The following is an 11,998-nucleotide window of genomic DNA, read 5'->3' as shown; positions in this document are numbered from 1 at the left end:
ACACGCCCGACCGCGTGGGTCGGAGACGGAGTCAGGAGAACCCCCGGGTTCCAGAGCGTTACGAGAGAGACAGGACTACTAGTAGCCATGGCGGGACAGAAGATCCGCATCCGGCTCAAGGCCTACGACCACGAGGTCATCGACTCCTCGGCGAAGAAGATCGTCGAGACGGTGACCCGCACTGGTGCGTCGGTCGCAGGCCCGGTGCCGCTGCCCACTGAGAAGAACGTGTACTGCGTCATCAAGTCGCCGCACAAGTACAAGGACTCGCGCGAGCACTTCGAGATGCGCACGCACAAGCGCCTCATCGACATCCTCGACCCCACGCCGAAGACGGTTGACTCGCTGATGCGTCTCGACCTGCCGGCGGGCGTCGACATCGAGATCAAGCTCTGAGGTGACGCGCGAGATGGCTAAGAACATTAAGGGCGTCCTGGGCGAGAAGCTCGGCATGACCCAGGTCTGGGACGAGAACAACCGGGTCGTCCCGGTGACCGTCGTCAAGGCCGGGCCCTGCGTCGTCACCCAGATCCGCACCAACGACAGCGACGGCTACGAAGCGGTCCAGATCGCCTTCGGCGAGATCGACCCGCGCAAGGTGAACAAGCCCCTCAAGGGCCACTTCGCCAAGGCCGACGTGACCCCGCGCCGCCACCTGGTGGAGCTCCGCACCTCCGACGCCAGCGAGTACACGCTGGGCCAGGAGGTCACTGCCGAGGTGTTCGAGTCCGGCGTCAAGGTTGACGTCACGGGCAAGAGCAAGGGCAAGGGCTTCGCCGGTGTGATGAAGCGTCACAACTTCAAGGGCGGCAAGGCGTCCCACGGTGCCCACCGTGTGCACCGTATGCCTGGCTCCATCGGTGGCTGTGCCACCCCCGGCCGTGTCTTCAAGGGCATGCGCATGGCGGGTCGCATGGGCAACGAGCGTGTCACCACCCAGAACCTGACCATCCACGCGGTTGACGCGGAGAAGGGTCTGCTCCTCATCAAGGGCGCAGTCCCCGGTCCGAACGGCGGCCTCGTCCTGGTCCGTACCGCGGCCAAGGGGGCTTGAGGTAATGAGCACCATTGACATCCTTTCGCCGGCAGGCGACAAGGCCGGTACCGTCGAGCTCCCCGCGGAGATCTTCGACGCCAAGACCAGCGTTCCGCTGATCCACCAGGTCGTCGTCGCCCAGCTGGCAGCTGCCCGTCAGGGCACGCACAAGACGAAGACCCGTGGCGAGGTCCGTGGTGGTGGCCGCAAGCCGTACCGCCAGAAGGGCACCGGCCGCGCGCGTCAGGGTTCGACCCGTGCGCCGCAGTTCGCCGGCGGTGGCGTCGTCCACGGCCCGCAGCCGCGTGACTACTCGCAGCGGACCCCGAAGAAGATGAAGGCCGCCGCCCTGCGCGGTGCCCTCTCCGACCGGGCCCGTCACTCCCGTATCCACGTCGTCACCGGCGTGGTCGACGGTGCAGTCTCCACGAAGGCCGCCAAGACGCTGTTCGGCAAGATCTCGGAGCGCAAGAACCTGCTCCTGGTCGTCGACCGTGCCGACGAGGCCGCGTGGCTGTCCGCCCGCAACCTGCCCCAGGTGCACATCCTGGAGCCGGGCCAGCTGAACACGTACGACGTGATCGTCTCTGACGACGTGGTCTTCACCCAGGCCGCCTTCGAGTCCTTCGTGTCTGGCCCCCAGACCGCTGAGACCGAAGGGAGCGACGCCTGATGAGCGAGGCGACCGTTACCAGCAAGACCTACTCGGACCCGCGCGACGTTCTCGTCAAGCCGGTCGTGTCCGAGAAGAGCTACGCGCTGCTCGACGAGAACAAGTACACGTTCATCGTCGCGCCCGGCTCCAACAAGACCCAGATCAAGCAGGCCGTGGAAGCGGTCTTCTCGGTCAAGGTCACCGGGGTCAACACGATCAACCGACAGGGCAAGCGCAAGCGCACCCGCACCGGTTTCGGCAAGCGCGCCGACACGAAGCGCGCCATCGTGACCCTCGCCGAGGGCGACCGTATCGACATCTTCGGCGGTCCGACCGCCTAAGGGCGGTCTGGATCGTCCGGAATCGGACGAGGACTGAGAAATGGGTATCCGCAAGTACAAGCCGACGACCCCGGGCCGTCGTGGCTCCAGCGTCGCCGACTTTGTCGAGATCACGCGGTCCACGCCGGAGAAGTCGCTGGTCCGCCCGCTGCACAGCAAGGGCGGCCGTAACAACGCCGGTCGTGTGACCGTTCGCCACCAGGGCGGTGGCCACAAGCGCGCCTACCGCGTGATCGACTTCCGTCGTCACGACAAGGACGGCGTGCCGGCCAAGGTCGCGCACATCGAGTACGACCCCAACCGCACCGCGCGCATCGCGCTGCTCCACTACGCGGACGGCGAGAAGCGCTACATCATCGCGCCGCGTGGCCTGTCGCAGGGTGACCGTGTCGAGAACGGCCCGGCCGCCGACATCAAGCCCGGCAACAACCTGGCGCTGCGCAACATCCCGGTCGGTACGACCATCCACGCCATCGAGCTGCGGCCCGGCGGCGGCGCGAAGTTCGCCCGCTCCGCGGGTGCCTCCGTGCAGCTGCTGGCGAAGGAGGGCACCATGGCCCACCTTCGTATGCCGTCGGGTGAGATCCGCCTGGTCGACGCCCGCTGCCGCGCCACCATCGGCGAGGTCGGCAACGCCGAGCAGTCGAACATCAACTGGGGCAAGGCCGGCCGTATGCGCTGGAAGGGCGTCCGCCCGACCGTCCGCGGTGTCGCGATGAACCCGGTTGACCACCCGCACGGTGGTGGTGAAGGCAAGACCTCCGGTGGTCGTCACCCGGTCTCGCCGTGGGGTCAGAAGGAGGGTCGTACTCGTTCGCCGAAGAAGGCATCGAACAAGTACATCGTCCGCCGCCGCAAGACGAACAAGAAGCGCTAGGAGCGGGTTTAGATGCCGCGCAGTCTCAAGAAGGGGCCCTTCGTCGACGGCCACCTCATCAAGAAGGTGGACGTACAGAACGAGGCAGGCACCAAGAACGTCATCAAGACCTGGTCCCGTCGCTCGATGATCGTCCCGGCCATGCTGGGTCACACCATCGCGGTGCACAACGGCAAGATCCACGTCCCGGTGTTCGTCACCGAGTCGATGGTCGGCCACAAGCTCGGCGAGTTCTCGCCGACTCGCACCTTCCGCGGCCACGTCAAGGACGACCGGAAGTCGAAGCGCCGCTAATCGCGGAGTGGAACGACTAATGACTTACACCGAAGGGACAACCATGGAAGCCAGGGCCCAGGCGCGGTACATCCGCGTCACGCCCATGAAGGCCCGCCGCGTGGTGGACCTCATCCGTGGCATGGATGCCACGGAGGCTCAGGCGGTCCTGCGTTTCGCCCCGCAGGCCGCGAGCGTGCCGGTTGGCAAGGTGCTGGACAGCGCCATCGCCAACGCCGCACACAACTACGACCACACCGACGCCTCTTCGCTGGTCATCAGCGAGGCGTACGTGGACGAGGGCCCGACCCTGAAGCGGTTCCGTCCGCGTGCCCAGGGTCGTGCCTACCGGATCCGTAAGCGGACCAGCCACATCACCGTGGTCGTCAGCAGCAAGGAAGGAACCCGGTAATGGGCCAGAAGGTAAACCCGCACGGGTTCCGGCTCGGCATTACCACGGACTTCAAGTCCCGTTGGTACGCCGACAAGCTGTACAAGGACTACGTCAAGGAAGACGTCGCCATTCGTCGCATGATGACGAAGGGCATGGAGCGGGCCGGCATCTCGAAGGTTGAGATCGAGCGCACCCGCGACCGCGTCCGCGTTGACATCCACACCGCGCGTCCCGGCATCGTCATCGGCCGCCGCGGCGCCGAGGCGGACCGCATCCGCGGCGAGCTGGAGAAGCTGACCGGCAAGCAGGTCCAGCTGAACATCCTCGAGGTCAAGAACCCCGAGGTGGACGCTCAGCTGGTGGCCCAGGCCGTCGCCGAGCAGCTCTCCTCCCGCGTCTCCTTCCGTCGGGCCATGCGCAAGAGCATGCAGTCCTCGATGAAGGCCGGCGCCAAGGGCATCAAGATCCAGTGCGGTGGCCGCCTCGGTGGCGCCGAGATGTCCCGCTCGGAGTTCTACCGCGAGGGCCGTGTGCCCCTGCACACCCTCCGCGCGAACGTCGACTACGGCTTCTTCGAGGCCAAGACGACCTTCGGCCGCATCGGCGTGAAGGTCTGGATCTACAAGGGCGACGTCAAGAACATCGCCGAGGTCCGCGCCGAGAACGCCGCTGCCCGCGCCGGCAACCGCCCGGCCCGTGGCGGCGCTGACCGCCCGGCCGGCCGTGGTGGCCGCGGTGGCGAGCGTGGCGGTCGCGGCCGCAAGCCGCAGCAGCAGTCGGCCCCGGCTGCCGAGGCCCCCAAGGCCGAGGCTCCCGCCGCTGCCGCTCCGGCTGCCGAGAGCACCGGAACGGAGGCCTGACCGAAATGCTGATCCCCCGTAGGGTCAAGCACCGCAAGCAGCACCACCCGAAGCGCAGCGGTATGTCCAAGGGTGGCACGCAGGTTGCGTTCGGCGAGTACGGCATCCAGGCGCTGACCCCGGCGTACGTGACGAACCGCCAGATCGAGGCCGCTCGTATCGCGATGACCCGCCACATCAAGCGTGGCGGCAAGGTCTGGATCAACATCTACCCGGACCGTCCCCTGACGAAGAAGCCCGCCGAGACCCGCATGGGTTCCGGTAAGGGTTCTCCCGAGTGGTGGATCGCGAACGTCAAGCCCGGTCGGGTGATGTTCGAGCTGTCCTACCCGAACGAGAAGATTGCTCGTGAGGCGCTCACCCGCGCAGCTCACAAGCTTCCGATGAAGTGCCGCATCGTTCGGCGCGAGGCAGGTGAGGCGTGATGTCGGCCGGAACCAAGGCGTCCGAGCTGCGCGAGCTGGGCAACGAGGAGCTGCTCAACAAGCTCCGCGAGGCCAAGGAAGAGCTGTTCAACCTCCGCTTCCAGGCGGCGACCGGGCAGCTCGAGAACCACGGTCGGCTCAAGTCCGTCCGTAAGGACATCGCCCGGATCTACACCCTGATGCGCGAGCGCGAGCTGGGCATCGAGACGGTGGAGAGCGTCTGATGAGCGAGAAGACTGTGACTGAGACGAACACCGACCGCGGTTTCCGCAAGACCCGCGAGGGTCTGGTCGTCAGCGACAAGATGGACAAGACCGTCGTCGTCGCTGTCGAGGACCGTGTCAAGCACGCGCTGTACGGCAAGGTCATCCGCCGTACGAACAAGCTCAAGGCGCACGACGAGCAGAACGCCGCCGGCGTCGGCGACCGCGTCCTCCTGATGGAGACCCGGCCGCTGTCCGCCACGAAGCGGTGGCGCGTCGTCGAGATCCTCGAGAAGGCCAAGTAATTCCTGAGGGGCACTCCCCTCAGGCAAGTTCCGCCAGGCTCGGCGGGGAGTCGCGTAAAGCATTTACGGGACTCCCCGCCGGGAACCGGCAGACGATCAGGAGATAGACGTGATCCAGCAGGAGTCGCGACTTCGCGTCGCCGACAACACGGGTGCGAAGGAAATCCTCACCATCCGTGTTCTCGGTGGTTCGGGTCGCCGCTACGCGGGCATCGGTGACGTCATCGTCGCCACCGTCAAGGACGCGATCCCCGGTGGCAACGTGAAGAAGGGTGACGTCGTCAAGGCGGTCATCGTTCGCACCGTCAAGGAGCGTCGCCGTCAGGATGGCTCGTACATCCGCTTCGACGAGAACGCCGCCGTCATTCTGAAGAACGACGGTGACCCCCGCGGCACCCGCATCTTCGGCCCGGTGGGCCGGGAACTGCGCGAGAAGAAGTTCATGAAGATCATCTCGCTCGCGCCGGAGGTGCTGTAAGCATGAAGATCAAGAAGGGCGACCTGGTCCAGGTCATCACCGGTAAGGACAAGGGCAAGCAGGGCAAGGTCATCGTGGCCTACCCCGCTCAGGACCGCGTCCTCGTCGAGGGTGTCAACCGGGTCAAGAAGCACACCAAGGCCGGTCAGACCGCTCGCGGTTCGCAGACCGGTGGCATTGTCACGACCGAGGCCCCCATCCACGTGAGCAACGTTCAGCTCGTCGTGGAGAAGGACGGCAAGAAGGTCGTCACGCGCGTCGGTTACCGCTTCGACGACGAAGGCAACAAGATCCGCGTTGCCAAGCGGACGGGTGAGGACATCTGATGGCTACCACCACCACTCCGCGTCTGAAGACGAAGTACCGCGAGGAAATCGCCGGCAAGCTGCGTGAGGAGTTCTCGTACGAGAACGTCATGCAGGTTCCGGGCCTCGTGAAGATCGTGGTCAACATGGGTGTGGGCGACGCCGCCCGCGACTCCAAGCTGATCGACGGCGCCGTGCGCGACCTCACCACGATCACCGGTCAGAAGCCGGCCGTGACCAAGGCCCGCAAGTCCATCGCGCAGTTCAAGCTGCGCGAGGGTCAGCCGATCGGCTGCCACGTCACCCTCCGTGGTGACCGCATGTGGGAGTTCCTGGACCGTACGCTGTCGCTCGCGCTGCCGCGTATCCGTGACTTCCGTGGTCTGTCGCCGAAGCAGTTCGACGGCCGTGGCAACTACACCTTCGGTCTCACGGAGCAGGTCATGTTCCACGAGATCGACCAGGACAAGATCGACCGGGTCCGGGGCATGGACATCACCGTGGTCACCACGGCGACCAACGACGACGAGGGTCGTGCCCTCCTTCGTCACCTCGGCTTCCCGTTCAAGGAGAACTGACCGTGGCGAAGAAGGCTCTGATCGCTAAGGCCGCCCGTAAGCCGAAGTTCGGCGTCCGCGCGTACACGCGCTGCCAGCGCTGCGGCCGGCCCCACTCCGTCTACCGCAAGTTCGGCCTGTGCCGCGTGTGCCTTCGTGAGATGGCTCACCGTGGCGAGCTGCCGGGCGTGACCAAGAGCTCCTGGTAATTCTCCTTCGCCCCCAGGGCGTTGGGAATCACCGGAAAGCTCTCGGTAAGCATCTGGTCGGCAGGAGCCCGCTCCCACATGTCGTAGGCTTGTGGGGTTGGGCGCCTGCCGCCCTAGACCGACTTACTACGCCGTAGGTCCCCGCACCGCACCCGTCCCGCCTCTGAGCGGGGAGAGGGATGGCGCATACAGGAAACCCCGGCGAGAGAGGCCGAAGGCCAATTCATGACCATGACTGATCCCATCGCAGACATGCTCACGCGTCTGCGCAACGCGAACTCGGCGTACCACGACTCCGTCGTGATGCCGCACAGCAAGATCAAGTCGCACATCGCGGAGATCCTCCAGCAGGAGGGCTTCATCACCGGCTGGAAGGTCGAGGACGCCGAGGTCGGCAAGAACCTCGTCCTCGAGCTGAAGTTCGGCCCGAACCGCGAGCGCTCGATCGCCGGCATCAAGCGCATCTCGAAGCCGGGTCTGCGTGTTTACGCAAAGTCCACCAACCTGCCGAAGGTTCTCGGCGGCCTGGGCGTGGCGATCATCTCCACGTCCCACGGCCTCCTGACCGGCCAGCAGGCTCAGAAGAAGGGCGTAGGTGGGGAAGTCCTCGCCTACGTCTGGTAGTCGGGAACGGAGGAATAGCTCATGTCGCGTATCGGCAAGCTCCCCATCCAGGTTCCCGCCGGTGTGGACGTCACCATCGATGGCCGTACGGTCGCCGTGAAGGGCCCCAAGGGCACCCTCACGCACACCGTTGCCGCGCCGATCGAGGTCACCAAGGGTGAGGACGGCTTCATCAGCGTCACGCGCCCGAACGACGAGCGTCAGAACAAGGCCCTGCACGGCCTGTCCCGCACGCTGGTGGCGAACATGATCACCGGTGTGACCCAGGGATACACCAAGGCGCTCGAGATCAGCGGTGTCGGTTACCGCGTCCAGGCGAAGGGCTCCAACCTGGAGTTCGCCCTGGGCTACAGCCACCCGATCGTCGTCGAGGCGCCGGAAGGCATCACCTTCAAGGTCGAGTCCCCGACCAAGCTGTCTGTCGAGGGCATCGACAAGCAGAAGGTCGGCGAGGTCGCGGCCAACATCCGCAAGCTGCGGAAGCCCGACCCGTACAAGGCGAAGGGCGTCAAGTACGCCGGCGAGGTCATCCGCCGCAAGGTCGGAAAGGCTGGTAAGTAGCCATGGCATACGGCGTGAAGATCGCCAAGGGCGACGCATACAAGCGCGCCGCCCGCAAGCGTCGCCACATCCGTGTCCGCAAGCACATCTCCGGTTCGCCGGAGCGTCCCCGCTTGGTCGTGACGCGGTCCAACCGCCACATGGTCGCTCAGGTCATCGACGACATCGCGGGCCACACGCTCGCGTCGGCGTCGACCCTGGACGTCTCCATCCGTGGTGGCGAGGGCGACAAGAGCAGCCAGGCCAAGCAGGTCGGCGCCCTGGTCGCTGAGCGTGCCAAGGCCGCAGGCGTCGAGGCCGTCGTGTTTGACCGCGGTGGTAACCAGTACGCCGGGCGGATTGCCGCTCTGGCTGACGCCGCCCGTGAAGCCGGTCTGAAGTTCTGAGCCCGGTTCCTACGCACAGCGGACGTAACAGAGAGAGGTAAATCCAATGGCTGGACCCCAGCGCCGCGGAAGCGGTGCCGGTGGCGGCGAGCGGCGGGACCGGAAGGGCCGTGACGGCGGCGCAGCTGCCGCCGAGAAGACCGCGTACGTTGAGCGCGTTGTCGCGATCAACCGCGTCGCCAAGGTTGTGAAGGGTGGTCGTCGCTTCAGCTTCACCGCGCTGGTCGTGGTGGGCGACGGTGACGGCACCGTCGGTGTCGGCTACGGCAAGGCCAAGGAAGTTCCCGCGGCCATCGCCAAGGGCGTGGAAGAGGCCAAGAAGAACTTCTTCAAGGTCCCGCGTATCCAGGGCACCATTCCTCACCCGATCCAGGGCGAGAAGGCTGCGGGCGTCGTCCTGCTGAAGCCTGCTTCCCCCGGTACCGGTGTTATCGCCGGTGGCCCGGTGCGCGCCGTTCTGGAGTGCGCCGGCGTTCACGACATCCTGTCGAAGTCGCTCGGCTCCGACAACGCGATCAACATCGTGCACGCGACCGTGGCGGCCCTCAAGGGCCTGCAGCGTCCCGAGGAGATCGCGGCCCGCCGCGGTCTGCCGCTCGAGGACGTCGCCCCCGCGGCTCTTCTCCGTGCGCGTGCGGGAGCGGGTGCGTAATGGCTCGCCTCAAGATCACGCAGACGAAGTCGTACATCGGCAGCAAGCAGAACCACCGCGACACGCTGCGTTCGCTCGGGCTGAAGCGCCTGAACGACGTCGTCGTCAAGGAGGACCGTCCCGAGTTCCGCGGCATGGCTCACACCGTGCGCCACCTCGTGACGGTTGAGGAGGTCGACTGACATGGCGGAGAACAAGCCGCTGAAGGCCCATGACCTCCGGCCCGCCCCGGGCGCCAAGACCGCCAAGACCCGTGTGGGTCGTGGTGAGGCGTCCAAGGGTAAGACCGCCGGTCGTGGCACCAAGGGCACCAAGGCCCGCTACCAGGTTCCGGAGCGCTTCGAGGGTGGGCAGATGCCCCTCCACATGCGTCTCCCGAAGCTCAAGGGCTTCAAGAACCCGTTCCGCACCGAGTTCCAGGTCGTGAACCTGGACAAGCTCGCGACCCTCTACCCCGAGGGTGGCGAGGTCACCGTGGCCGACCTGGTCGCCAAGGGTGCCGTGCGCAACAACCACCTCGTCAAGGTCCTCGGACAGGGCGAGATCTCCGTGGCGCTGCAGGTTTCGGTTGACGCCGTCTCCGGCTCCGCCAAGGAGAAGATCACCGCCGCCGGCGGTACCGTCACCGAGCTCGTCTGAGACAACTCGATGGCCTGAACCACCCGACCGGGGATGCCTCTCATTTGGGGCATCCCCGGTTGGTCGTTCCTAGGGGGGCATGGTCGCCGGTAAGGTGGCGTGCGTCGTTGTGTGGTAACCCCTGGGCTACTGCCCGGGGACTTTGGCTGTTTACGTATTCGTCGATCCTCAAGACCGTCACCTCTACGCTCTGCGCGGGGGGTCGCAGGAGGCACCGTGCTCACCGCGTTCGCCCGGGCGTTCAAGACGCCCGACCTGCGCAAGAAGCTGCTCTTCACGCTCGGCATCATCGTGATCTACCGGCTCGGGGCCCACATCCCGGTACCGGGAGTGAGTTACGAGAACGTCCAGATGTGTGTTGATCAGGCCAGTAAGGGCAACAACAGCCTCTTCGGTCTGGTGAACATGTTCAGTGGTGGTGCACTGCTGCAGATCACGATCTTCGCGCTCGGCATCATGCCGTACATCACGGCCAGCATCATCCTTCAGCTGCTGACCGTGGTCATTCCCCGACTCGAGGCGCTCAAGAAGGAAGGCCAGTCCGGCCAGGCCAAGATCACGCAGTACACGCGTTATCTGACCGTCGCGCTCGCCATCCTCCAGGGCACCGGCCTGGTGGCCACCGCCACCAGCGGCGCGCTCTTCAGCGGCTGCCCGGTGGCCAAGGACATCGTGCCCAACCAGTCGATCTTCACGACCATCGTGATGGTCATCACGATGACCGCGGGTACCGCGGCCGTCATGTGGCTCGGTGAGCTCATCACCGACCGCGGCATCGGCAACGGCATGTCGATCCTGATGTTCATCTCGATCGCCGCCAGCTTCCCGGGCTCGCTCTGGGCCATCAAGACCAGCGGCAAGCTGGCCGACGGCTGGATCGAGTTCGGCACCGTCATCCTGATCGGCTTCGTGATGGTCGGCCTCGTCGTCTTCGTCGAGCAGGCCCAGCGCCGGATCCCGGTGCAGTACGCGAAGCGGATGATCGGTCGCAGGTCGTACGGCGGCACGTCCACGTACATTCCGCTGAAGGTCAACCAGGCGGGTGTTATCCCCGTCATCTTCGCTTCTTCGCTGCTCTACATCCCCGCCCTGATCGTCCAGTTCTCGAACTCCACCGCGGGCTGGGCCACCTGGATCAAGGACAACCTGGTCAAGGGCGACCACCCGTACTACATCACGGCGTACTTCCTGTTGATCGTCTTCTTCGCCTTCTTCTATGTGGCGATTTCGTTCAACCCCGAGGAAGTCGCCGACAACATGAAGAAGTATGGTGGGTTCATCCCGGGTATCCGGGCTGGTCGACCTACTGCCGAGTATCTGAGCTACGTACTCAACAGGATCACTTGGCCGGGCTCGCTGTACCTGGGTCTGATCGCTCTTGTGCCGACGATGGCGTTGGCAAGCTTCGGTGGCGCGAACCAGAACTTCCCGTTCGGCGGGACGAGCATCCTCATCATCGTGGGTGTGGGTCTGGAGACCGTGAAGCAGATCGAGAGTCAGCTCCAGCAGCGCAATTACGAAGGGTTCCTCCGCTGATGCGAATCGTCCTCGTCGGGCCGCCCGGTGCCGGCAAGGGAACGCAGGCTGCGTACCTTGCCAAGAACCTGTCGATTCCGCAGATCTCCACGGGCGATCTCTTCCGCGCCAACATCAGCCAGGGCACCGACCTTGGCAAGCAGGCCCGCTCCTTCATGGACGCCGGCAAGTTGGTTCCGGACGAGGTCACCATCGGGATGGCCAAGGACCGCATGTCCCAGTCGGACGCCGAGAACGGATTCCTGCTGGACGGCTTCCCGCGCAACGTGGGTCAGGCCGAGGCGCTTGACGCCATGCTGAAGGACGAGGGCACCAAGCTCGACGCGGTCCTGGACCTGGAGGTCCCCGAGGACGAGGTGGTCAAGCGCATCGCCGGCCGCCGGATCTGCCGGAACGACGGCTCGCACGTCTTCCACGTGGAGTACAACAAGCCGGCGACCGAGGGCGTCTGCGACGTCTGCGGCGGCGAGCTGTACCAGCGTGACGACGACAGCGAGGAGACCGTCCGCACCCGGCTGGAGGTCTACCACACGCAGACCGAGCCGATCATCGACTACTACCGGGCCCAGAACCTGGTGGTCACCATTTCCGCGCTCGGCAAGGTCACCGATGTGACCGAGCGCGCGATGGAGGCTCTGAAGTCCGGCAAGGACTGACCGCAACACCCGCAGTACCGCGCAGT

At 65.5% G+C, this 11,998-nt stretch carries 23 protein-coding genes; all 23 read left to right on the top strand.

Annotation, left to right across the window (positions count from 1 at the left end):
* The first annotated feature begins 87 nt into the window (after positions 1 to 87).
* The 23 genes from rpsJ to ACFCV8_RS03570 all read left to right on the top strand — a co-directional run bounded on the left by rpsJ (position 88) and on the right by ACFCV8_RS03570 (position 11,972).
* A complete protein-coding gene (gene rpsJ, locus ACFCV8_RS03680) occupies positions 88 to 396 on the top strand; it encodes a 30S ribosomal protein S10 (RefSeq protein ID WP_003948644.1) in 309 nt (102 codons plus the stop codon).
* 13 nt (positions 397 to 409) lie between these two features.
* Positions 410 to 1,054, top strand: a complete 645-nt coding sequence (gene rplC / locus ACFCV8_RS03675) for a 50S ribosomal protein L3 (RefSeq protein WP_376683600.1) — start codon at positions 410 to 412, stop codon at positions 1,052 to 1,054.
* Between the two features lie 4 nt (positions 1,055 to 1,058).
* Positions 1,059 to 1,709, top strand: a complete 651-nt coding sequence (gene rplD / locus ACFCV8_RS03670; protein WP_093540763.1) for a 50S ribosomal protein L4 — start codon at positions 1,059 to 1,061, stop codon at positions 1,707 to 1,709.
* Positions 1,709 to 2,032, top strand: a complete 324-nt coding sequence (gene rplW, locus ACFCV8_RS03665; protein WP_189544130.1) for a 50S ribosomal protein L23 — start codon at positions 1,709 to 1,711, stop codon at positions 2,030 to 2,032. The genes rplD and rplW overlap by 1 nt, the downstream gene beginning before the upstream one ends.
* Before the next feature lie 40 nt (positions 2,033 to 2,072).
* Positions 2,073 to 2,909 carry a 50S ribosomal protein L2 gene (gene rplB, locus ACFCV8_RS03660; protein WP_072485540.1) on the top strand — a complete coding sequence of 279 codons (837 nt, stop codon included), beginning with the start codon at positions 2,073 to 2,075 and terminating at the stop codon, positions 2,907 to 2,909.
* 12 nt (positions 2,910 to 2,921) lie between these two features.
* Positions 2,922 to 3,203: a 30S ribosomal protein S19 gene (rpsS, locus tag ACFCV8_RS03655; protein ID WP_003966956.1), complete on the top strand. Its 282-nt coding sequence runs from the start codon at positions 2,922 to 2,924 to the stop codon at positions 3,201 to 3,203.
* A gap of 43 nt (positions 3,204 to 3,246) precedes the next feature.
* The gene (rplV, locus tag ACFCV8_RS03650) at positions 3,247 to 3,594 is read left to right on the top strand and encodes a 50S ribosomal protein L22 (RefSeq protein ID WP_004571827.1); all 348 of its coding nucleotides are present in this window, start codon (positions 3,247 to 3,249) and stop codon (positions 3,592 to 3,594) included.
* Entirely contained in the window at positions 3,594 to 4,436 is an 843-nt protein-coding gene (gene rpsC, locus ACFCV8_RS03645; RefSeq protein WP_093540760.1) for a 30S ribosomal protein S3, read from the top strand. Before rplV ends, rpsC begins: the two co-directional genes overlap by 1 nt.
* Positions 4,437 to 4,441: 5 nt before the next feature.
* Positions 4,442 to 4,861, top strand: a complete 420-nt coding sequence (gene rplP, locus ACFCV8_RS03640; protein WP_072485538.1) for a 50S ribosomal protein L16 — start codon at positions 4,442 to 4,444, stop codon at positions 4,859 to 4,861.
* Positions 4,861 to 5,085: a 50S ribosomal protein L29 gene (rpmC, locus tag ACFCV8_RS03635; protein WP_014047786.1), complete on the top strand. Its 225-nt coding sequence runs from the start codon at positions 4,861 to 4,863 to the stop codon at positions 5,083 to 5,085. Before rplP ends, rpmC begins: the two co-directional genes overlap by 1 nt.
* Positions 5,085 to 5,369, top strand: a complete 285-nt coding sequence (rpsQ, locus tag ACFCV8_RS03630) for a 30S ribosomal protein S17 (protein ID WP_030977953.1) — start codon at positions 5,085 to 5,087, stop codon at positions 5,367 to 5,369. The genes rpmC and rpsQ overlap by 1 nt, the downstream gene beginning before the upstream one ends.
* A 109-nt stretch (positions 5,370 to 5,478) precedes the next feature.
* On the top strand, positions 5,479 to 5,847 hold the full coding sequence (gene rplN / locus ACFCV8_RS03625) for a 50S ribosomal protein L14 (RefSeq protein WP_003966950.1): 369 nt from the start codon (positions 5,479 to 5,481) through the stop codon (positions 5,845 to 5,847).
* A 2-nt stretch (positions 5,848 to 5,849) separates the two neighbouring features.
* Positions 5,850 to 6,173, top strand: a complete 324-nt coding sequence (rplX, locus tag ACFCV8_RS03620; protein WP_073786786.1) for a 50S ribosomal protein L24 — start codon at positions 5,850 to 5,852, stop codon at positions 6,171 to 6,173.
* On the top strand, positions 6,173 to 6,730 hold the full coding sequence (gene rplE, locus ACFCV8_RS03615) for a 50S ribosomal protein L5 (RefSeq protein WP_093540759.1): 558 nt from the start codon (positions 6,173 to 6,175) through the stop codon (positions 6,728 to 6,730). Before rplX ends, rplE begins: the two co-directional genes overlap by 1 nt.
* Positions 6,731 to 6,732: 2 nt before the next feature.
* Positions 6,733 to 6,918, top strand: a complete 186-nt coding sequence (locus tag ACFCV8_RS03610; protein WP_003956452.1) for a type Z 30S ribosomal protein S14 — start codon at positions 6,733 to 6,735, stop codon at positions 6,916 to 6,918.
* 225 nt (positions 6,919 to 7,143) lie between these two features.
* Positions 7,144 to 7,542 carry a 30S ribosomal protein S8 gene (rpsH, locus tag ACFCV8_RS03605; RefSeq protein WP_005313538.1) on the top strand — a complete coding sequence of 133 codons (399 nt, stop codon included), beginning with the start codon at positions 7,144 to 7,146 and terminating at the stop codon, positions 7,540 to 7,542.
* A 21-nt stretch (positions 7,543 to 7,563) separates the two neighbouring features.
* Complete coding sequence (gene rplF, locus ACFCV8_RS03600) at positions 7,564 to 8,103, top strand: 50S ribosomal protein L6 (protein WP_376683599.1); 540 nt, start codon at positions 7,564 to 7,566, stop codon at positions 8,101 to 8,103.
* Positions 8,104 to 8,105: 2 nt separating this feature from the next.
* Positions 8,106 to 8,489 (top strand): 50S ribosomal protein L18, encoded by a 384-nt coding sequence (gene rplR / locus ACFCV8_RS03595; RefSeq protein ID WP_111337428.1) that lies wholly within the window; start codon positions 8,106 to 8,108, stop codon positions 8,487 to 8,489.
* Positions 8,490 to 8,535: 46 nt separating this feature from the next.
* On the top strand, positions 8,536 to 9,141 hold the full coding sequence (rpsE, locus tag ACFCV8_RS03590) for a 30S ribosomal protein S5 (protein ID WP_030914151.1): 606 nt from the start codon (positions 8,536 to 8,538) through the stop codon (positions 9,139 to 9,141).
* Positions 9,141 to 9,323, top strand: a complete 183-nt coding sequence (gene rpmD / locus ACFCV8_RS03585) for a 50S ribosomal protein L30 (protein WP_030914154.1) — start codon at positions 9,141 to 9,143, stop codon at positions 9,321 to 9,323. The genes rpsE and rpmD overlap by 1 nt, the downstream gene beginning before the upstream one ends.
* Before the next feature lies 1 nt (position 9,324).
* Positions 9,325 to 9,780, top strand: a complete 456-nt coding sequence (gene rplO, locus ACFCV8_RS03580) for a 50S ribosomal protein L15 (RefSeq protein ID WP_376683598.1) — start codon at positions 9,325 to 9,327, stop codon at positions 9,778 to 9,780.
* Between the two features lie 216 nt (positions 9,781 to 9,996).
* A complete protein-coding gene (gene secY / locus ACFCV8_RS03575; RefSeq protein WP_376683597.1) occupies positions 9,997 to 11,316 on the top strand; it encodes a preprotein translocase subunit SecY in 1,320 nt (439 codons plus the stop codon).
* Positions 11,316 to 11,972 carry an adenylate kinase gene (locus tag ACFCV8_RS03570; RefSeq protein ID WP_376683596.1) on the top strand — a complete coding sequence of 219 codons (657 nt, stop codon included), beginning with the start codon at positions 11,316 to 11,318 and terminating at the stop codon, positions 11,970 to 11,972. Before secY ends, ACFCV8_RS03570 begins: the two co-directional genes overlap by 1 nt.
* The last annotated feature ends 26 nt before the right edge of the window (positions 11,973 to 11,998 follow it).

It is taken from the genome of Streptomyces sp. NPDC056347 (assembly GCF_042262625.1).
Classification (GTDB): domain Bacteria; phylum Actinomycetota; class Actinomycetes; order Streptomycetales; family Streptomycetaceae; genus Streptomyces.
The sequence above is the reverse complement of the archived record's forward strand: the minus strand, read 5'-3'. Positions and strand labels throughout refer to the sequence as shown.

Bases quoted from the DNA above. Each gene is read 5' to 3' on its own strand.
- rpsJ (WP_003948644.1), top strand. From the start codon at position 88: ATGGCGGGACAGAAGATCCGCATCCGGCTCAAGGCCTACGACCACGAG.
- rplC (WP_376683600.1), top strand. From the start codon at position 410: ATGGCTAAGAACATTAAGGGCGTCCTGGGCGAGAAGCTCGGCATGACC.
- rplD (WP_093540763.1), top strand. From the start codon at position 1,059: ATGAGCACCATTGACATCCTTTCGCCGGCAGGCGACAAGGCCGGTACC.
- rplW (WP_189544130.1), top strand. From the start codon at position 1,709: ATGAGCGAGGCGACCGTTACCAGCAAGACCTACTCGGACCCGCGCGAC.
- rplB (WP_072485540.1), top strand. From the start codon at position 2,073: ATGGGTATCCGCAAGTACAAGCCGACGACCCCGGGCCGTCGTGGCTCC.
- rpsS (WP_003966956.1), top strand. From the start codon at position 2,922: ATGCCGCGCAGTCTCAAGAAGGGGCCCTTCGTCGACGGCCACCTCATC.
- rplV (WP_004571827.1), top strand. From the start codon at position 3,247: ATGGAAGCCAGGGCCCAGGCGCGGTACATCCGCGTCACGCCCATGAAG.
- rpsC (WP_093540760.1), top strand. From the start codon at position 3,594: ATGGGCCAGAAGGTAAACCCGCACGGGTTCCGGCTCGGCATTACCACG.
- rplP (WP_072485538.1), top strand. From the start codon at position 4,442: ATGCTGATCCCCCGTAGGGTCAAGCACCGCAAGCAGCACCACCCGAAG.
- rpmC (WP_014047786.1), top strand. From the start codon at position 4,861: ATGTCGGCCGGAACCAAGGCGTCCGAGCTGCGCGAGCTGGGCAACGAG.
- rpsQ (WP_030977953.1), top strand. From the start codon at position 5,085: ATGAGCGAGAAGACTGTGACTGAGACGAACACCGACCGCGGTTTCCGC.
- rplX (WP_073786786.1), top strand. From the start codon at position 5,850: ATGAAGATCAAGAAGGGCGACCTGGTCCAGGTCATCACCGGTAAGGAC.
- rplE (WP_093540759.1), top strand. From the start codon at position 6,173: ATGGCTACCACCACCACTCCGCGTCTGAAGACGAAGTACCGCGAGGAA.
- rpsH (WP_005313538.1), top strand. From the start codon at position 7,144: ATGACCATGACTGATCCCATCGCAGACATGCTCACGCGTCTGCGCAAC.
- rplF (WP_376683599.1), top strand. From the start codon at position 7,564: ATGTCGCGTATCGGCAAGCTCCCCATCCAGGTTCCCGCCGGTGTGGAC.
- rplR (WP_111337428.1), top strand. From the start codon at position 8,106: ATGGCATACGGCGTGAAGATCGCCAAGGGCGACGCATACAAGCGCGCC.
- rpsE (WP_030914151.1), top strand. From the start codon at position 8,536: ATGGCTGGACCCCAGCGCCGCGGAAGCGGTGCCGGTGGCGGCGAGCGG.
- rpmD (WP_030914154.1), top strand. From the start codon at position 9,141: ATGGCTCGCCTCAAGATCACGCAGACGAAGTCGTACATCGGCAGCAAG.
- rplO (WP_376683598.1), top strand. From the start codon at position 9,325: ATGGCGGAGAACAAGCCGCTGAAGGCCCATGACCTCCGGCCCGCCCCG.
- ACFCV8_RS03570 (WP_376683596.1), top strand. From the start codon at position 11,316: ATGCGAATCGTCCTCGTCGGGCCGCCCGGTGCCGGCAAGGGAACGCAG.